The organism is Halorussus amylolyticus (genome assembly GCF_004143485.2).
Classification (GTDB): domain Archaea; phylum Halobacteriota; class Halobacteria; order Halobacteriales; family Haladaptataceae; genus Halorussus; species Halorussus amylolyticus.
The window spans coordinates 71,262-88,815 of the sequence record NZ_ML974133.1 but is presented as its reverse complement, the minus strand read 5'-3'; the positions used below and the strand labels follow the sequence as shown (position 1 = coordinate 88,815).

At 63.0% G+C, this 17,554-nt stretch carries 18 protein-coding genes and 1 tRNA gene; 10 read left to right on the top strand and 9 right to left on the bottom strand.

All coding sequences use genetic code 11. From position 1 onward, the window contains the following. Nucleotides 1-37: 37 nt before the first annotated feature. The 3 genes from EKH81_RS09510 to EKH81_RS09500 form a co-directional block, all read right to left on the bottom strand. Nucleotides 38-1,396 (bottom strand): branched-chain amino acid ABC transporter permease, encoded by a 1,359-nt coding sequence (locus tag EKH81_RS09510; protein WP_132058310.1) that lies wholly within the window; start codon nucleotides 1,394-1,396, stop codon nucleotides 38-40. Beyond that, entirely contained in the window at nucleotides 1,393-2,505 is a 1,113-nt protein-coding gene (locus EKH81_RS09505; protein WP_132058309.1) for a branched-chain amino acid ABC transporter permease, read from the bottom strand. The genes EKH81_RS09510 and EKH81_RS09505 overlap by 4 nt, the downstream gene beginning before the upstream one ends. 161 nt (nucleotides 2,506-2,666) lie before the next feature. Further along, nucleotides 2,667-3,203 (bottom strand): CBS domain-containing protein, encoded by a 537-nt coding sequence (locus tag EKH81_RS09500; RefSeq protein WP_132058308.1) that lies wholly within the window; start codon nucleotides 3,201-3,203, stop codon nucleotides 2,667-2,669. A gap of 233 nt (nucleotides 3,204-3,436) precedes the next feature. On the opposite strand from EKH81_RS09500, the gene EKH81_RS09495 reads away from it, so the two are divergent. The 4 genes from EKH81_RS09495 to EKH81_RS09480 all read left to right on the top strand — a co-directional run bounded on the left by EKH81_RS09495 (nucleotide 3,437) and on the right by EKH81_RS09480 (nucleotide 7,859). Continuing rightward, nucleotides 3,437-5,548, top strand: a complete 2,112-nt coding sequence (locus tag EKH81_RS09495; protein ID WP_238392156.1) for an acetate--CoA ligase family protein — start codon at nucleotides 3,437-3,439, stop codon at nucleotides 5,546-5,548. A 10-nt stretch (nucleotides 5,549-5,558) separates the two neighbouring features. Further along, nucleotides 5,559-6,629, top strand: a complete 1,071-nt coding sequence (locus EKH81_RS09490; RefSeq protein WP_132058307.1) for a phosphotransacetylase family protein — start codon at nucleotides 5,559-5,561, stop codon at nucleotides 6,627-6,629. Nucleotides 6,630-6,727: 98 nt separating this feature from the next. Further along, nucleotides 6,728-7,246, top strand: coding sequence for a hypothetical protein (locus EKH81_RS09485; protein WP_132058306.1), 519 nt, complete (start codon nucleotides 6,728-6,730; stop codon nucleotides 7,244-7,246). Nucleotides 7,247-7,328: 82 nt separating this feature from the next. Then, nucleotides 7,329-7,859, top strand: a complete 531-nt coding sequence (locus tag EKH81_RS09480) for a GNAT family N-acetyltransferase (RefSeq protein ID WP_132058305.1) — start codon at nucleotides 7,329-7,331, stop codon at nucleotides 7,857-7,859. Between the two features lie 132 nt (nucleotides 7,860-7,991). Here the strand turns inward: EKH81_RS09480 and EKH81_RS09475 are convergent, their stop codons facing one another. The 4 genes from EKH81_RS09475 to EKH81_RS09460 form a co-directional block, all read right to left on the bottom strand. Then, a complete protein-coding gene (locus EKH81_RS09475) occupies nucleotides 7,992-8,318 on the bottom strand; it encodes a HalOD1 output domain-containing protein (RefSeq protein WP_132058304.1) in 327 nt (108 codons plus the stop codon). 163 nt (nucleotides 8,319-8,481) lie between these two features. Next, nucleotides 8,482-9,192: a class I SAM-dependent methyltransferase gene (locus EKH81_RS09470; RefSeq protein WP_132058303.1), complete on the bottom strand. Its 711-nt coding sequence runs from the start codon at nucleotides 9,190-9,192 to the stop codon at nucleotides 8,482-8,484. Nucleotides 9,193-9,493: 301 nt separating this feature from the next. Continuing rightward, nucleotides 9,494-9,576 (bottom strand) — tRNA-Ser (locus EKH81_RS09465). 165 nt (nucleotides 9,577-9,741) lie between these two features. Beyond that, nucleotides 9,742-9,981, bottom strand: a complete 240-nt coding sequence (locus tag EKH81_RS09460) for a helix-turn-helix domain-containing protein (RefSeq protein ID WP_132058302.1) — start codon at nucleotides 9,979-9,981, stop codon at nucleotides 9,742-9,744. Between the two features lie 302 nt (nucleotides 9,982-10,283). Between EKH81_RS09460 and EKH81_RS09455 the strand changes: the two genes are divergently transcribed. From EKH81_RS09455 to EKH81_RS09445, 3 genes are all read left to right on the top strand, one after another. Beyond that, entirely contained in the window at nucleotides 10,284-10,430 is a 147-nt protein-coding gene (locus EKH81_RS09455) for a hypothetical protein (protein ID WP_162224593.1), read from the top strand. A gap of 296 nt (nucleotides 10,431-10,726) precedes the next feature. Beyond that, nucleotides 10,727-11,488, top strand: coding sequence for a hypothetical protein (locus EKH81_RS09450; RefSeq protein ID WP_132058301.1), 762 nt, complete (start codon nucleotides 10,727-10,729; stop codon nucleotides 11,486-11,488). Between the two features lie 74 nt (nucleotides 11,489-11,562). Further along, complete coding sequence (locus EKH81_RS09445) at nucleotides 11,563-12,561, top strand: type I restriction enzyme HsdR N-terminal domain-containing protein (protein WP_162224592.1); 999 nt, start codon at nucleotides 11,563-11,565, stop codon at nucleotides 12,559-12,561. Nucleotides 12,562-12,612: 51 nt separating this feature from the next. Here the strand turns inward: EKH81_RS09445 and EKH81_RS09440 are convergent, their stop codons facing one another. After that, nucleotides 12,613-13,371 (bottom strand): TIGR04282 family arsenosugar biosynthesis glycosyltransferase, encoded by a 759-nt coding sequence (locus EKH81_RS09440; protein ID WP_132058299.1) that lies wholly within the window; start codon nucleotides 13,369-13,371, stop codon nucleotides 12,613-12,615. Nucleotides 13,372-13,515: 144 nt separating this feature from the next. Here EKH81_RS09440 and EKH81_RS09435 point away from each other — a divergent pair, with 144 nt between their 5' ends. Then, nucleotides 13,516-13,836, top strand: coding sequence for a DUF5785 family protein (locus tag EKH81_RS09435; RefSeq protein ID WP_132058298.1), 321 nt, complete (start codon nucleotides 13,516-13,518; stop codon nucleotides 13,834-13,836). Here the strand turns inward: EKH81_RS09435 and udk are convergent, their stop codons facing one another. After that, on the bottom strand, nucleotides 13,837-14,580 hold the full coding sequence (gene udk, locus EKH81_RS09430; protein WP_132058297.1) for a uridine kinase: 744 nt from the start codon (nucleotides 14,578-14,580) through the stop codon (nucleotides 13,837-13,839). 443 nt (nucleotides 14,581-15,023) lie between these two features. Here udk and EKH81_RS09425 point away from each other — a divergent pair, with 443 nt between their 5' ends. After that, on the top strand, nucleotides 15,024-15,785 hold the full coding sequence (locus EKH81_RS09425) for a GTP cyclohydrolase III (RefSeq protein WP_132058296.1): 762 nt from the start codon (nucleotides 15,024-15,026) through the stop codon (nucleotides 15,783-15,785). A gap of 227 nt (nucleotides 15,786-16,012) precedes the next feature. After that, entirely contained in the window at nucleotides 16,013-17,548 is a 1,536-nt protein-coding gene (locus EKH81_RS09420) for a phosphoenolpyruvate carboxykinase (ATP) (RefSeq protein ID WP_132058295.1), read from the top strand. Nucleotides 17,549-17,554: the final 6 nt, after the last annotated feature.

Genomic DNA, 17,554 nt, shown 5'->3' with positions numbered 1-17,554 from the left:
GGGATGGACGGTTCCCCGGCCGACTCGTCGGCTTCGCTCATTGCTGGTCACCTCCGTCAGCCGCCGCGGCGTCGGACTTGGCTCCGCCCGGCCGCGAGAGGTCGATGCTCGCCGCGGTCTCCTTCCGGTGGCCGAGCATCCCCTCGGGACGGTTGTGCATCAGCCAAATCAGCACGACGCCCATGATGACGAGTCGGAGTTCGCTGATACTGTTGAGCGTGTACAGGACGAAGGGCACCGGGTCGAGCGACCCGAGCGCGGCCATCGCCTGTCCGAAGTTTCCGGGACCGTCGCCGAGGTTGAACGCGACTTCGATGAGGTTCTTGATGTAGCGCGGCCCCTCGTACAGGAGCGCCGCGAACACCGCGCCGCCGAGGAAGCTCCCGGTGTTGGAGCCGGCCCCGCCGATTATCAGCGCAATCCAGACGAAGAACGTGATGTTGGGTCGGAACGACGGCGGCGTGATGCTCCCCCGACCAGCGTACCAGAGGATGCCGCCGAAGCCCATCAGCGCACACCCGAGGACGAACGACTTGAGCTTGAAGCGGTTCGTGTCCTTCCCGAGCGCGTTCGCCACGTCCTCGTCCTCGCGAATCGCTTTGAGAACCCGGCCGAACGGCGATTCGCCGGTCCAGGTCAGCAGCCAGTAGTAGAGGCCACAGACGGCGAGGAGCAGGAGACCGTACACGACGCCGTCCACCACCGGCCGGGGGTTGTTGGCGATGAGGTTCGCCTGCACGAAGCTCACGAAGCCGAGGTACGGCTCCCAGAGATACAGCGCGTGTAACAGCGCTTCGAGCGGTGAGGCGTAGTTGAGGATGAGACCGCCGCCGCCGCCGAGTCCGACCGTGTCGGCCGCGAGGTCGTAGCCGAGGACGGTGTCGGGGACGGTGAACTCCTGGAACGTCCGGGACATCATCGTGAACCGGACGATTTCCGAGAACGCAATCGTGACGATTGCGAGGTAGTCCGCGCGCAGGCGGAGCGCGGGAAGCCCCACCAGCAGGCCGAAGAACGCCGCCATAAAGACGCCGCCGATGACCGCGATTCCCAGCGGCAGGCCGAAGCCGCCGACCTGCGCGGCACCGCCCTGTGCGACCGGGGGTTTCGCGAGTATCGCGGTCACGTAGACGCCGATACCCATGAAGCCGACGATGCCGATGTTGAACAGCCCGGTGTACCCCCAGTGGAGGTTCAACGCGAGCGCGAGCATGCCGAACACCCCGATGTAGAAGGTGAGGTTCGCGAGCGAATTGAGCTGTCCCCGGAGGCTGTACCCGAACGCGACTCCCGACGCGATGTACGCCAGGTAGATGACCGCGAGTACGGCGACCACGAGCTTCGGGTCGGTGTCGATGACGCGCTCGAACCGGTCGTAAAGGGTTGTTTCTGTCATGCTGTCGTCCTCCCGCTAAAGATGCCCTGCGGTTTGAACAGTAGAATCACTATCATCACGAAGAACGCCGCCGCGCGGCCGAACTCCGAAGGAATCCAGATGACCGACATCGACGCGGTCAGCCCGATGACGATGCCGCCCGCGATGGCTCCGTAGATGGAGCCGATGCCGCCGAGGATGACCGCGGCGAACACGAGCAACAGCAGGAGCCACCCGTCGTTGAATCCGAGCGTCCCCTTCCAGAGGACGAACATGTAGCCCGCGATTCCCGTGAGGCCGCCGCCGACAATCCACGTCGCGCGGATGACCTGCTCGGTCGGGATGCCCGTGATGCGAGCCAAGTCCTCGTTGTCGGACATCGCGCGCATCGCCTTCCCGAGTTTGGTCGTCTGGAGCAGGAGGTGGACGCCGAGCATCAGGCCGACTGCGACCACGAGAAGCGTGATGTCGTGGGCGTTGATTCGGAACGAGCCGTCGATGAGGTAGAAGCTCACTCGCGGCACCTCGCCCGCGGAGGTCGTGCCGCGAACGTCCGTCCCGAAGACGAACACGATGATGTATCGGAGCGCGAACGCCACGCCGACGCTGGTGATGAGCAGTGCGATTCCGCTCTCGTCACGAATCGGCTTGTAGACGAATCGGTCGATGAACAGCGCCAGTCCAATCGACGCCGCACCGGCGATGAGCATCCCGACGACTACCGCGAGCGGCGAGGTGGTGATGCCGATGCCGAGCGCGCCGCCGAACACCGAGCCGCCAGCCCCCACGAGCAGAAGCGAGCCGATGTTCGCTTCACCCAGTCCCGCGAGCAGGTACGTCACCGCCCACCCGGAGAAGGCACCGCTGGTGATGTAATCCCCGTGGGAGAAGTTCGCGAAGTTGAGAATACTGTACGTCATCGAAAGCCCGATTCCGGCGAGGCCGACTATCAGCCCTCGTAGCAGTCCGTCCCACGCGTACGAAAGGACGTTCGAGACTCGAATACGCCCAGTGACGAGTCCTTCGACGAGGAACCATACGAGCCAGACTGCGACGAGACCGACGACGATGGCGAACGGCTGTTCGCCAGCGAGTCGGCGACCACGTGCATACGTTTCAGATACACCCATTTGTCAACACTCTACACGTCACCTTGTGCCACCCGACCCATAATAACTTTTCCAACTCAGATACGCCCGCAGACGGGCGGATGTCGCTCGAACGGCCGTCGAACGCGCCCGAATCCGAAATCCCGCCGCGAGACGTGACACTCTACATGCACGACCGACGTTCACACGTCGCGACAATCGACACAGATGAGCTGGCCGTTCACGTTGGATAGCTCTCGGCTCAGCGACCCGCACGTCTCACAGATACTCCTGTCGGAGTACTCCGCGCGGTCGTCAGCCATCGCGGGGGGTTCGGTCCCGAGCGAGGGGACGCCCGAAAGCGAGGCCGACGCCGAGATGACGTCGCGCTCGTCGAGAACTCCGGCGAGGTCGCCGTCGTCGGTGACGAGGACGCGCCGGATGTCTTCGCTCGACATCGTGGCCGCGGCGTCCGAGAGGGCGCGGTCGGTCTCGACCGAGACGACGGGCCGGGACATGACCGCCGAGACCGGCGTCTCGGACGGGTCGGTCTCGGCGGCGACCACGCCGAGTACGTCGGACTCGGTCATGATGCCGACCGGGTCGCTCCCCCGGAGAACGATAACGCTTCCGACCCCCTCCTCGTGCATGAGTCGGACCGCCCCGAGGACCGTGTCGGACTCGCTCACGCCGACGTATTCGCGGGACATCACGTCCCTGACAGTCACTTCGCCTTCCATGTGCGAGTCTTTGACATGGCCTCTCTAAAAGGTATCCCCGGCAGACTTATGCGCGCGACCGACTTACGTTAGTGATTCTCTATCTCGAAGCTGTCCGGCACCGAGTGGTGGGGATTTCCGTGCGCGACGGAGGGGTCGGGCGTGCCCGACCCCTCCGCCGTGGCTTTCGCGGGCCTCGTATCGAAGCGACGCGCGGACGCCACTTTTAAGCGCGGACCCGACGAACCTCGACCGTGGACGAGAACACGGGCGGTTTGGACGGACTGTTCGCGCCCGAGCGAGTCGCGGTCGTGGGCGCGACCGAGACCGAGGGGTCCATCGGGCGCGCCATCACCGGGAATCTGGTGGCCGACTTCGCTGGCGAGACGGTCCCGGTGAACCCGAAGTACGACGAGGTGCTGGGACTCGACTGCTACCCCGACGTGGCTTCGATTTCGGACGACGTTCGCCTCGCGGTGGTGGTCGTCCCCCCGAGCATCGCGGTGGACGCCATCCGGGACTGCGGCGAGGCCGGAATCCGGAACGTGGTGGTCATCACCGCCGGATTCGGCGAGACCGGAAGCGAGGGCGCGAGCAGGGAGCGCGAACTCACCGAGGTCGCCGCCGAGTACGACCTGAATCTGGTCGGCCCGAACAGTCTGGGCGTGATGAGCACGCCCTCGGGGCTGAACGCCACCTTCGGCCCGGAGAACGCGCTCCCCGGGTCGATTTCCTTCATGAGCCAGTCGGGGGCGTTCATCACCGCGGTCCTCGACTGGGCCAACGACGAGGGCATCGGCTTCAAGGACGTGGTTTCACTCGGCAACAAGGCCGTGCTGGACGAGACCGACTTCGTGGAGGCGTGGAGCGACGACCCCGATACCGACGTGATTTTGGGCTACTTGGAGGGCATCGAAGACGGCGGGGCGTTCATCGAGTCGGCGCGCGAGGCGACCACCGACACGCCCATCGTAATGGTCAAGTCCGGCCGAACCGAGGCCGGGGCGCAGGCGGTCTCCTCGCACACGGGCACGCTCGCGGGGAGCGAGCAGGCCTACGAGGCCGGACTCGAACAGGCGGGCGTCCTCCGGGTCGAGAACGTCCAAGAGCTGTTCGACTTCGCCCAGATTCTCGCGGGCCAGCCGATTCCCGACTCCGAGGAGGTCGCCATCGTGACCAACGCTGGCGGACCGGGCGTGATGACGACCGACGCGGTGGGCGATTCGAGCCTCTCGCTCGCATCGTTCTCGGAGGACACCCTCGCGGAGCTCTCGGAGGCGATGCCCGAGGAGGCCAACATCTACAACCCCATCGACGCCATCGGGGACGCCGACATCGACCGATTCGAGCAAGCGTTGGACATCGCGCTCGCCGACGAGAACGTCGGATGTGCGGTCGTCCTCTCGGCACCCACCGCGGTCATCGACTTCGACGACCTCGCGGAGGTAATCGGGGAACGACAGGCCGAGTACGGCAAGCCGGTCGCGTCGGTGCTGATGGGCGGCGAGCGAACCGAGTCGGCGAAGATGGTGCTGCGCGAACACGGCATCCCGAACTACTTCGACCCGGCGCGCGCCGTCCGGAGTCTCGACTCGCTCGTCAGATACCGCGAGATTCGCGAGCGCGAGTACGAGGCCCCCGAGTCCTTCGACGTGGACCGCGAGCGCGCCCGCGAAATTTTGGCACGCGCCGACGAGCGCGGCGACAATCGCCTCGGCGTCGAGGCGATGGGCCTGCTCGACGCCTACGGCATCCCGACGCCCGAAGGCGAGATTGCCGAGCGCCCGGAAGACGCGGTTTCGGCCGCCCGAGACATCGAGGGCGAGGTCGTGATGAAAATCGTCAGCCCCGACATCCTCCACAAGTCCGACATCGGCGGCGTCCGGGTCGGCGTTCCGGACGAGGACGTGGCCGACACCTTCGAGGACCTCGTGACCCGCGCGCGGAACTACCAGCCCGACGCCGAGATTCTGGGCGTGCAGGTCCAGGAGATGGTGGACCTCGATTCGGGGACCGAGACCATCATCGGGATGAACCGCGACCCGCAGTTCGGTCCCCTGCTCCTGTTCGGACTCGGGGGCATCTTCGTGGAGGTGCTGGAAGACACCGAGACGCGAGTCGCGCCCGTGAGCGAGCGCGAGGCAACTGAGATGGTCGATGGAATCCGGTCGGCTCCGCTCCTCCGGGGCGCGCGGGGACGCGACCCCGCCGACCGCGAGGCTATCGTCGAGAGCCTCCAGCGACTCTCCCAGCTCGTGACCGACTTCCCCGCGATACTCGAACTCGACGTGAATCCGCTGGTGGCCGGTCCCGACGGGGTACAGGCCGTGGACGTGCGACTCACCGTGGACAGGGACGAACTATGAGGACAAACCTATGAAAACCGTACTCGTCACCGCGACCGAAGAGAGCACAGGCAAGACCGCGGTCGCGCTCGCGCTGGCCCGGTTGGCCGCCGAGCGCGGCCTCTCGGTCGGCTACATGAAACCCAAGGGGACCCGCCTCCAGAGCAACGTCGGCAAGACGCTCGACGAGGACCCGATGCTGGCGCGCGAACTCCTCGACTTGGACGCCGAGATGCACGACCTCGAACCCGTGGTCTACTCGCCGACGTTCGTCGAGCAGGCGATTCGCGGCAAGGAGGACCCCGAGAAGCTCCGCGAGCAGGTCCGCGAGAGCTTCGACACCCTCGCGGAGGGCAAGGACCTCATGGTCATCGAAGGCGGCGGCGAGCTCACCACGGGCGGCATCGTGGACCTCACCGACGCCGACGTGGCCGAACTGCTCGACGCCGAGGTGCTGCTCATCTCTCGGTACGAACAGGCCGGTGACGTGGACGGCGTTCTCGCGGCCGCCGACGACGTGGGCGACCGACTGCTCGGCGTGCTGTTCAACGCCGTGCCCGACGCGAGTTTCGACGACCTCGAAACCGAGGTCACGCCGTTCCTCGAAGGTCGCGGCGTGTCGGTCCTCGGGGTCGTCCCGCGGGAGCAGGCGCTCGCGGGCGTGACCGTCGCCGACCTCGCCGCCGAACTCTCGGCCGAGCAACTCACCGACGCGCCCGCCGACGCGTTCGTAGAGCGGTTCCTCGTCGGCGCGATGTCCGGCGATTCCGCGCTCCGACACCTCCGGCGGACGAAGGACGCCGCGCTCATCACCGGGGGCGACCGGCCGGACCTCCAGCGGGTCGCGCTCGAAGCGCCCGGCGTGAAGTGTCTGATTCTGACCGGCGGCTTTCGCCCGCCGGGAGCCATCGTCGGCGCGGCCGAGGAGAAGGGCGTCCCGATTCTGCTCGTCCAGTCGGACACGCTCACCACGGTCGAGCGCGCCGAGGACGTCGTCCGGAGCGGCCGGACCAGAGACGCCGAGACGGTCGAGCGAATGGGCGACCTGCTCCACGACCACGCCGACGTGGAGGCGGTCGTGGGCGATTCTGCGGCCGACTGAAGGCCCCCTCGGCGGAGTCGGAGGCGGCCCTTGAATTTGTGGCAAAATTCTGTAATTTCCAGAAAATTTAAAGTGGTCTCGTGTGCGAGTGACTGTCAATGTTGGACGGGGCCAACGACGGGGAGCGAGGACGCGACTCACCGGCCGAGAAATTCTCTGACGCGCGCCTGCACGGCGCGGGTCCGTTCGCTGACGACGACGCGCTGACGTACGATGCGGTCGTCGCATTTTATCGTCATCTCGATTCACGAATCCCCGACCGATTCCGGCCCGCCGTGTTCGGCGGGCCGGGAGTCGTCGGGGCGGGAACGTTCTTTCTGCAACTCCGTACGTTCGTCGCGGAACCGAGTGGCGTCGGCGCATCGCTGAACGCCGCCGTCGTCGGACTCGCGGCGTTTCTGTTCGCGGTCGGCTACTACGCAGTTCGCGTCCACTCGTCGTGTTCGGAGTGTGGAACCCCGTTTTCGCGCCGACGGACCGGGGTTCGGCAGGTCCGGCGCGGCGGACGCGACGCGGCCGACCGCGTGTATCTCGAATCGACGTTCGAGTGTCGCGCGTGCAACTGCCGGACCGTCGAGCCGAACTCGTCAGTCAGGGACGCGTACCACCAGTTCTGACGACTCGACGGAAATCGACCTGTGCGGGAGTCGTTCCCACACCTCCCCGTCGCTTATGTTCGCCCCCGAAGTAGCGTCTCGCATGCCCGGTGCAGTGTTCCTCCGGGGCGACTCGATTACGCTCCGGACCGTCGAAGACGAGGACGTAGAGTTCCTGCGAGACGCCATCAACGACCCCGACGTGCGCGAGGGGCTGACGACCGCGAAGCCAATCAACGCCGAACAGGAGCGCGAATACTTCGAGGAGCGAATCTCCAGCGACGAGGACGTTCACCTCCTCGTTTGCGCGGACGGCGAGGCGACCGGCAGTATCGGTCTCTACGACATCGACCATCGGATGGGTCACTGCGAAATCGGCCTCTGGCTCGCAGCCGAGTACCACGGCCGGGGGTACGGCACCGAGGCGTCGAGACTCGTCACCGACTACGCGTTTCGCGAACTCCGGATGCACCGCGTGATGGCCCGCGTCCTCGCGCACAACGACGCCTCGCGCCGAATCTGGGAGAAACTCGGCTTCGAACAGGAGGGCGTCCACCGCGACGAGGCGTACCACGATGGTGAGTACGTAGATGTGCGCTACTACGGGGTGCTGGACGACGAGTGGGAGAGCTGATAGTGATTGCCGTGATTATTTTCGGCACCCTCGAAATTCGTGGCTGTCGAGGGTGAGCTCGTCGGTCTGTGACTGCAGACAGATACAGAGTCACAGCAATTACTATGAGTCGCGGTGAATCCCGGCCTCGGCTCACCGGGGTTCGACGACCACGGACCCGTCGCTGTGTGCAGTGACGCGGTGGCCGTGGTAGACGAACTCGACTTTTCCCGCCGTCGCTCGCGGCCGGTCGGGCGACCGGACGCCACCGGCGAACAGCGCGTCGAGCGCGTCGGGGTCGATGGCGTCGTAGAGCGGTGGCAGTACGCGGGCCGTCCCGTCCGCGCCCGCGGCCGTGGGTCGGCAGTCGGAGGCCGAGGCGACCGCGGCGACGACCGCCTCGCTCGGGGTTTCGTCGGGGTCGGCACGGTACGTGACTGATTTCGTGTGCGCGTCGGTCGGCTGGCGAGAAGCCACCATGCGACCGAAAAAGCGGGACCGAGTCTTTGGTTTAGTCACTGCATGTGTAGGCTGTTTAAGTTGTCGCAGCAATTTTCGCGCCGAAATTCAGGCCACCTGCAAACGTACTCCCAGTCGAAGGAGTCGTCGAACAGGGGCGCTCCGAAGACTGAGGGCTGTCCGGTCACTTCGGGACGTAGACGAGCGGCTCGTGGCGGTGGGCACCGTACTGTTCGGCGTCGTCGGCCACCGAAAAAACGCTCTGTGGCCACGTCCCCAGTATCTCACGGATGCGCTCGTACGACAGTAGACTCTCCCCCTCGACGACGAGTTCGAATCGGTCGGCGAACGTCTCGGGGTTCCAAACGGAGTCCTCGTCGAGATACTCGTGGGGCGATTCCGCGAGGGTGCGGTAGTGGGCCTGTGCAAGCCGATTGTGGTAGTGTATGACGAGGTAGCCGCCGGGTTCGACCGCGTCGTAGAGTTGCTCTATCGTGCGCTCGGTGTCCGCGACGTAGCAGAGCGTGAACAAACAGGAGACGACATCGAACCGGCGGTCGGGTTCGAACTCCGGGAGGACTGCCCGCTCGAAGGAGATGTCCAAATTCGTCGCTCGTGCGCGTTTGCGGTTCTCCGCGAGGACCGCCTCGGCGGAATCGTACCCGACTGCGGTCGTCTCCGGGTAGCGGTCGGAGACCTCGAACACCAAGTCACCCGGTCCGCAACCGACGTCGGCGTAGGTGTCCGGTCCGTCGGGCAGCCTCGCGTCGAGGAACTCGACAAAGGGCTCCAACACGAGGTCCGCGCTCGGACTCGTGTCCGTTCGCACGTCCTCGTCGGCCTCGTTCCAGTACTCGTCCCAGTCGATAGTGTTAGGGTATCTTTTCTCTGCCATTGGCTCGTAACCGTCGTCGTTCGGGGAGCGATACGACCGAACCGAATCGGGGTTGGTGAACTTCGAGTGGGACTGAAGGATAGCCGGTGCTCGCGGATAAATATTGTCAACTAGAATTTAATTCTTCTTCACTTACTATTTCGCGGCGGGGAGATTTAAAGGTTGGGACCAACGAATCGGAGCGACCGTGCTTTCGGGAGAGTCCGCATTCGGCCCCGATACTGGCCAACGTCGTGACTTCTCGAACGTTTCAACAGCGCCGCTCCCGGGGTTGCGTATCGCGTCTGTTCGTCGGAGAATGCGGTGGGACTGGGATTTGAACCCAGGAGGCTTGACGCCACCTGCTTTCAAGGCAGGCGCAATAGGCCGCTCTGCCATCCCACCACGAATCGGCGTTCCACCCCGGTAAATTACGTAGTTTCGCGAATAGCGAGGTGTACGTCTATGTCTAACCCCGAGAAATTTGAAAGTGTCGTTATTCTCTCCGCACGTCCGAGGACCATTCAATCGAATGCAGACGTATCTCCCACGAGACGCATTGAGATGCTGTTAGTCATCATTCATAAAAATATACACCACTGCGCGTGCGCCCACTTTCTTCTTCTGGATTTCCCCTTGGGCGACTAACTGCTCCAGTTTGTTGTAGGCCGACGCTCGGGAACAGTCCAATTCTTCGGACACCTCCGTCGCGGTCAGTACCGGTAGGTCTGCTGTCTCGAAAACGTCGAGAACCGCATCGGGCGTCACTTGCTCGACGTACTCTCCCGACTCGTTTCGCTCCCGCTTCATACTCCGCCTTCGGAATCGGTGGGCATCAAGTCTGTGACTACGTGATTGAAGGGAAATATTTATGGCCAGTAACTACGTGGTTATTGGTAGAAGGCCGAAATCCCTCGGGGCGTTCGATTCCGCGAAAACGCCCGAGTGCTAGAACACTCGGACGATGGCCTTCTCAGTAGGGAAGACCAATGGCAACTATCGAAATCCGCCGACAAAAGACTGTCGTACAGCGACCCGATATCAGCGCGAAGAACCCCAAACGCGCGATACAACGTGAACTGATGGCGACCGGCGAGACGGAGGTGTGAGAGATGGATACGCTGACTCTACGCCTCGAAGGCGTCTCACGGGACGACGTGACCACGGAGTTCCTGACCAACGTGCTGGACGTTGCTGAGGAACACGGTCTGTCCGCAGACGGTGTTTCGGTTCGGCGTTCTACAGGACCCGAAGAGTAAACACGGACACCAGATCGGTGGTCGAATCATTTGCGAACATCCTCAGCTATCTTATTGAATTTGGTTGAAAACGCCGTGAGGCGGCGTTTTCGCTACTTAATCCATCTTCTATAAGTGGAAATATACCGCTGGCGGAACATAGCCGTCAAAACAGCCCATTCCCACCATATTTTCCCTTCAGATGAGAAAGCGGTCCAGAGGACGTTAAATGCTTGAATATCCGGGTTCTTTTCGCGGGACATCTTACACGCCCGCACCGTAACTATTTAGACGGGGGATGAGAAACCTGTTATGTGATGGCCTCCGTCGAACTCCCCAGTCGAGCAAAACCCGAGGCGCTACACAGCCTCTGTAACCACTTACGCGATGTTAACGGCTCCCAGAAGAACGACCTCTACAGCCAATTGGATATTGACCAACGGCAGGTTCGAGCCAGCATTAACTATGGCGTGAAACTCGGCTTCTTAACCGTCGAGGATGGTCATGTTCAGAATACCGGTCGTGGCTCGGGTATTAGCTACTCCGAGAATATAGGAGATGAGTCCGTACGGAAAGCATTTCGTGAGGCAATAGAGTTCTACGAACCCTATCGGGATACACTCCTACGCATTCACGCCGGTGATTTAGTGGAGAAGGTCAACGGAAATCCGGCGATTAAACAGAGCGTCTTCAAAGAGAAGGCTGAAGCATCGACCGGAGAGGAGCACACGGACAGGGAAATCAATCTCTTAATAAAAACCGCTCAGGCGGCTGGACTCGGGAAGTTCATCACGGGCAGGAAAGGGTTCGAGACGCGACTTGAAGTGTCCGACCAACATGAGAAGTTCATCAGCAAGCTTGTCGATGAGTACCCAACTCCCGAACCAGAGGAAACTGTCGAGGAGGGGACAAGGGACACCACGACCGATGTTGGTGGAGTTTCCACTGAAGTTGATGAGATGGTGTTAAAAGCTGACGAAGCCGCTGGGCAATTGAAATTAAAAGTCGAGTACGATGTGACCAATAAGAGTGAAGAACAGATTGCAGGTCTTGTTCAGCGCATTCGGGGGTCGAAGTGAGCACTATGTCGCTCTCCAAGGACTTATCTCACTACACCGAGCGATCAATTCAGCTTATTAAGAACTCTCCGCAGATGGACGAGGAGAACACCAAGCGGAAGATTATCGAACCGCTAATCGACCTTCTTGGATGGGAGATCCTCAGCTCGGATGTTGAACTTGAGCATTCCGTCCAGATGGGGTCGGGGACAAAAAAGGTCGATTACGCTCTCAAGCGAGAGGGAACGCCTGTCGTCTTTGTAGAAGCGAAAGGGTGTGACACACCGCTCGGACAGAGTCACGAGAACCAATTAAAAAGCTACATGCGCCAAGTCGGTGTCGATTGGGGACTCCTCTCGAACGGACGCGAGTTCGAGATTTTCCGCCGCGACGTTTCCAGCAACAGGCCCAACGAAATCTCCCTCGCGAAATTTTCGATTGAGACCGTCCCAAGCAACGAACATCCCCTTCGGGCGCTTTCGCGTGAGTCCATCGACTCCGGAGAATCGCGACAGATTGCAGAGAAAATCGAAGCGGTACAGAACGCAGTTACTTCTCTCCGGAAAAATAAGGAAGACCTTGCGGAGGACGTAACTGGCGTCGTTACCAAGGTGGCTGGAAATTCTGTGTCACAGCAAGTCGAAAACGAGGCGAAGGGCTTCGTTGATGATCTGATCGAGACGCTGGAAGAACAGGCACATCAGACAGCGGTCATCCGAGAATCATCCGGGGATGATGTCGGACCAGAGGACGGAGAATACGTCATTTGTCTCGGTCGAAATGGGGAGACGGTCTATCGAACTGCTGGAGACGTGCAATCTGAAACGATGGCTTCCCTCGTCAATTATCTTATTGAGGAGGAAGACCTTCTGGAGGAGATCGAAATCCCGTATATTCCCGGAACCGGTCAGGGAAGTCGTGCGCTAATCAATGACAAGCCCAAACACCCGAACGGTTCCGATATGAGGGGCCAACAAGAACTTTCTAGCGGATACTATCTTCTCACAAACTTGAACTCAGACAATAAGAAACGGTACGCATCGGAACTTCCAGTGAAGGTGGGTCTAGAGTGCGAATTCTCCGGCAGTTGGTGATTCAGAACTACCTTTCGACAGATACCAAAAGAGTTGGACGTTAAAAACGCTTCACTCGCGAACCAATGTCGGCTCACCGTCTTCCTCCACGACCCGAAGCCCCCACTCGCGAATCAGGGTGGTCGTGTGCTCGGGCACGATTCGCCCGGCCGCGATGCGAGCGTTCAGCACCGGGACCAGCGAGAGCAGGTCCGCGCCGGTCTCGACGCGCGTCTGAGTCGCCAGAAACTCGACTTCGTGGCCCGCGTCCGCGCCGCGGGTCGTCAGCGTCTCGATTTCGGGGACGGCGTAGGCGTCCTCGAAGTCGAGGTCGGCGGTGGTGAACCCCGCGAAGTAGACGCCGCCGCGCGCGCTCGGGCCGAGGACGACCTCGTTGCGCCGGAGTTTCATGGCCGCGCCGTCGATGGTCTGGCGGGTCAGCATCGGCGCGGTGCCGGGCACCACCGCGGCCGACTGGACTTCCTCGCGGTCGAGCAGATGGGTGACGGTGTTGCCAGCGCGCGCCGACGGCGTCGAGCCGACCTGCACCTCGAATCTGGCCTCGCTCGGGTCTTCGAGCGCGTCCGCGACCAGCGCGCGGAGTTCGGCCTCGGCGCTCTGCTCGCTCGCGTGTTCGTCGGGGAGCATCTCGTCGGGCCGGTAGTTCACCAGCAGTTCGCCGCCGCTCCGTTCGACCGCGCGGACGGTGTCTTTGAGGCTCGCGGCGTAGAGGTCGGCCGCCTCGGAGTCCGAGAGCGGCGACGACTTGGTGAGGGTCGCGAGCGCGAGTCCTGGCCGGGGCGGGTCGGCGACGACCGCGATGACTGTCATGGCCGGAACTCCGTCGGCGCGGACCTTGAAAGGCGTGTTTTTCGTGCGAGTCGCGCCGTCCTACCCGAGCACGAGAGCGTTACCCGCGACCAGCGCCAGCGGTCGAGAGAAACCCTTTTGGGACCCCTGACCGACCGTTCGAGTATGGACTGGCCGCACGACCCCGACGGCGAAGAGGGAAGCGAAGGCGGGCGCAAGTACGGCATGGCGATTATCGCCAAGAAAATCGACGAGGAGGAGGACCTCCCGCTCTCGACGCGGGAGTTCGCGGAGGCCCACGCCGACGAGCCGATTCGCATCAACTACAAGCGAATCGTCAGCGTCGGCGACATCTTCGAACACGTCGAGGACGGCGAGTTCGACACGATGGTCGAGTTCCACAAGGCGGTCGGCCGCGGGATGCGCGCCGGCGGGTTCTGGGACTACCACCCGAAGGGCGACAACCCCGAGAAGAAGAGCGCGTAATCAGTCGAACGACTCCTCGAATCCGTCGCGCTCCCCCGCCGATTTCTCCCGGATGTCGCCGACCGCGTAGCGACCGCGCTCCTCGCGTTCGACCCCCTCGTCGCCGAGTCGCCACGCCGACCCCGAATCGGTGTACGTCTCGGCCCGGACCTTCTCCTCCAGCAGGCCGACCGCGACGGCGTTCGCGCCCTCGGGGATGATGATGTCGGCGCGCTTCTTCGTGGGTTCGACGAACTGCTCGTGCATCGGCTTGACCGTCGAGAGGTACTGGTCGATGACGCCCTCCAGGTCGCGGCCGCGCTCGACCACGTCGCGCTCGATGCGCCGGAGGATTCGCACGTCGGCGTCGGTCTCGACGTACACCCGAAGGTCGAGCATGTCGTTCAAATCCTCGTCGTAGAGCGCGAAGATGCCCTCCAGAACGATGACGTCGGTCGGTTCGACCGTCTCGGTCTCGTCCTTGCGGTTGTGAATCGAGAAGTCGTACTGGGGCATCTCGATGGACTGGCCCGACAGGAGAGAGCCGAAGTGCTCGCGAAGTAGCTCCCACTCGAACGCCGAGGGGTGGTCGTAGTTGACCTCGGCGCGCTCGTCGAACTCCAAGTGCGAGAGGTCCTTGTAGTAGTTGTCCATCGGAATACGGGTCACCGAGTCTTCGACCTCCTCGGTGATTTCGCGGGCGACCGTCGTCTTCCCGGCCCCGGTCCCGCCCGCGATGCCGACGACGAACGACGGGATGGTCATTACCGGATGCAGGGAAGACGGGGGTTTGAATCCCCCGGAATGAAATCCGTACGTTTTTATCTGAACCAGAAATGCACGTGCGCTCGGTGCTACCAGCACTCCCGGCGCGCGCTGGCGCAACGCCGCGGTTTGGCGTTGCGCCCATGCGCGCGAGGGATGAGCATCGGAGCGACCGCAGGGAGCGAGAAGCGCAGTCGGTTGGGGAGGGAGTGGCCGTCGCGGTGCGGTGCGGTGCGATGCAATACATCGTATTGCATCGCAATGCGGTTCTCCTAGGTACCGGGAGTAGCTAGCTTCTTCGAAGACGCCGATGAATATCGGAATCCGGTCGGAACCTCGATACGTCTGGAGACCGATAAACTCCGCTCTCCGAGTCTCATTTCTGGAACACCTACCGAGATTAGGATAGCTTATAAGCCACCGATTCCAACCCCGAACCAACTGTGACGAACACGCAGGTAACCCTCGTTCAAATCGACAACTACGGACCGTGGACAGTCACCCCCGAACCCCGCCGCGAGGTGGACCTCCAGACGCTCCAGTCGCGACTCTACGCCGACCTCTCCCAGTTGGTCGGCAACCGCGAGGGGTACGTCTTCTTCACCCGATTCGACAACATGGTCGCGGTGACGAACGGCATCGACGAAGACGCCCACGCGCTGATTCAGGAGTCGGTCGCGAACCGCTACCCCGTGACCGTCAGCCTCGGCGTCGGCGTGGACCCGAGTCCGGTCGCCGCGCTCTCGGACGCGACCACGCACCTCCAAGACGCCGGGAGCGCCCAAGACGGCTCTCGGACCGAAATCCTCCGGGGGACGACGCTCGACCCCGACGAGCGAGCCGACGACGACGTGCAAATCGCGCACTTCGACGTGAACGACGCGACCGGCAAGTACACCGACCGGATGAACGCCTTCGACTCGTTCATCCACATCGAGCAGGGCTACGCCGAACTCATGCAGTATCTCAGGCGCGCCCACGAGGGTCTCGCCTTCTTCGTCGGCGGCGACAACATCATCGCGGTGTGTCCCGATTTGGACGAGGACGCCTACGAGGACTCCATCCGGCACGTCGAGGACACCGTCTCGGTCGAACTCAAGGTCGGGGTCGGCCAGTCTGCGACCCCCCAGTCGGCGGGCATGGCGGCCAAGCACGCCCTCGAAGAGTGTCGCGAGGACGGCGACCGCGTGGTCATCGACTGCTGAACGCGGCCCGAATAAGCGACTCTTTCTCGACGACAGGCGGTCCCATCCGCGCGAATCGGCCGTAAAGTGGCGGCGAAACAACTGTGTTCGGACGAACGAACGGGGTCGCGTCAGCGCGCAGTAACGAGAATTATTCACTCACATCGAAAGCAAGAATTTCGGCGTCTGACAGGCTGAGGCTGGTAAATGGTGCATAATTATACGTCCGCGCGCACAGCCTTCACTCGATGTCAGAAACCGGGCAGACAGTTCAATCGGTGACGACTGCGCTCCCACACCCGGCCGACGCGGACAACGTCGTGTACGACCCCTCGCTCGACGAACTCCGCGAGTTCTCGGCCGACCTCGAAACCACGACCGAGTTCGGCTCGCCGTCGTACGTCAGCGGCGAGCGCTCGCGCAACGCCGACAAGACCAAAAACGCGGTGGACGACGAGTTCGGCCCGAGCGACTACGGCCGCATCGAGACCGCGGTCGAGTACGCCCGCGAGACCGAGATGGTCTGCGTTGACCGCCGGATGGGCCGCCACCCCGACCACTCGTACGTCTGTCGGCTCTACGTCTCGAAGCCCGAGGCCCGCATCGCGCTCGCGTGGGCGAAGCTGTTCGAACCGGTCGAGGGCGACGCCGGTTCCGACGCCGACGCCGACCCCGACTTCGTGACGATTCAGGTGCCCGACCACGACGAGACCGCCATCCGAATCCTCCCCGATGCTGGCGTGACCGCGGTCCTCGGCAGCGACTACACCGGCGAAGCCAAGAAGTCGTTCCTCCGACTGTTCATGCGCGAGGCCAAGCGGAAGGGCGGTCTCGGTCTCCACGCCGGGAGCAAGCGCGTGAGCCTCCGAGACGACGAGACCGGCGACCTCGAAGACGTTGGCCAACTGTTCCTCGGCCTCTCGGCGACCGGCAAGTCCACCTTGACCGCGCACGGTCTCTGGCTCGACGACCCCGAATCGGCCACGATGCTTCAGGACGACGTGTGCGCGCTCCTGCCGGACGGCACCGTCGCCGGAAGCGAGGGCGAAGGTCTCTACGTCAAGACCATCGGACTCGACGCCGACGAACAGCCAGCGATGTACGACGCCGTGACCCACGAATCGGCGGTCCTCGAAAACGTCGCGGTGGACGCCGACGGCACCGTGGACTTCGACAGCGACGAACACACCTCGAACGGCCGGGCGGTCATCGGCCGCGACCACCTCTCGTCTGCTGGCGACGACATCGACCTCGACTCGGTGGACCAGATATTCTTCATCACCCGAAATCCGACGATGCCGCCGGTCGCCAAACTCTCGCCCGAGGAGGCCGCCGCGGCGTTCATGCTCGGCGAGTCGATTCAGACCAGCGCGGGCGACCCCTCGAAGGCGGGCGAATCCATCCGCGTGGTCGGCACGAACCCCTTCATCGTGGGGTCGAAAGGCGAGGAAGGAAATCGGTTCCGCGAACTCATCGCCGACCTCGGCGTGGACTGCTTCGTCCTCAACACCGGCCACATCGGCGCGAAGGCGAAGGACATCGGCGTCGAGGAGTCGGTGACGATTCTCCGCGAAATCGCGCGCGGCACCGTCGAGTGGGAGGCCGACGACGAACTCGGTCTCACGATTCCGAGCGAGGTGCCGGGGATGAACGTCTCGGAGTTCTCCGTCCCCGACCACATCGAGGACTTCGAGGCCGCACAGGAACGGATGCGGACCGAGCGCCGGACCCACCTCGCCACGTTCGAGGACCTCGCCGACGAGATTCGGGACGCGGTGTACTGACCGAGA

Bases quoted from the DNA above. Each gene is read 5' to 3' on its own strand.
- EKH81_RS09440 (WP_132058299.1), bottom strand. From the start codon at position 13,371: ATGACAGTCATCGCGGTCGTCGCCGACCCGCCCCGGCCAGGACTCGCG.
- EKH81_RS09435 (WP_132058298.1), top strand. From the start codon at position 13,516: ATGGACTGGCCGCACGACCCCGACGGCGAAGAGGGAAGCGAAGGCGGG.
- EKH81_RS09475 (WP_132058304.1), bottom strand. From the start codon at position 8,318: ATGGTGGCTTCTCGCCAGCCGACCGACGCGCACACGAAATCAGTCACG.
- EKH81_RS09505 (WP_132058309.1), bottom strand. From the start codon at position 2,505: ATGGGTGTATCTGAAACGTATGCACGTGGTCGCCGACTCGCTGGCGAA.
- EKH81_RS09450 (WP_132058301.1), top strand. From the start codon at position 10,727: ATGGCCTCCGTCGAACTCCCCAGTCGAGCAAAACCCGAGGCGCTACAC.
- EKH81_RS09470 (WP_132058303.1), bottom strand. From the start codon at position 9,192: ATGGCAGAGAAAAGATACCCTAACACTATCGACTGGGACGAGTACTGG.
- EKH81_RS09490 (WP_132058307.1), top strand. From the start codon at position 5,559: ATGAAAACCGTACTCGTCACCGCGACCGAAGAGAGCACAGGCAAGACC.
- EKH81_RS09420 (WP_132058295.1), top strand. From the start codon at position 16,013: ATGTCAGAAACCGGGCAGACAGTTCAATCGGTGACGACTGCGCTCCCA.
- EKH81_RS09480 (WP_132058305.1), top strand. From the start codon at position 7,329: ATGCCCGGTGCAGTGTTCCTCCGGGGCGACTCGATTACGCTCCGGACC.
- EKH81_RS09500 (WP_132058308.1), bottom strand. From the start codon at position 3,203: ATGGAAGGCGAAGTGACTGTCAGGGACGTGATGTCCCGCGAATACGTC.
- EKH81_RS09460 (WP_132058302.1), bottom strand. From the start codon at position 9,981: ATGAAGCGGGAGCGAAACGAGTCGGGAGAGTACGTCGAGCAAGTGACG.
- EKH81_RS09510 (WP_132058310.1), bottom strand. From the start codon at position 1,396: ATGACAGAAACAACCCTTTACGACCGGTTCGAGCGCGTCATCGACACC.
- EKH81_RS09445 (WP_162224592.1), top strand. From the start codon at position 11,563: ATGGACGAGGAGAACACCAAGCGGAAGATTATCGAACCGCTAATCGAC.
- udk (WP_132058297.1), bottom strand. From the start codon at position 14,580: ATGACCATCCCGTCGTTCGTCGTCGGCATCGCGGGCGGGACCGGGGCC.
- EKH81_RS09455 (WP_162224593.1), top strand. From the start codon at position 10,284: ATGGATACGCTGACTCTACGCCTCGAAGGCGTCTCACGGGACGACGTG.
- EKH81_RS09485 (WP_132058306.1), top strand. From the start codon at position 6,728: ATGTTGGACGGGGCCAACGACGGGGAGCGAGGACGCGACTCACCGGCC.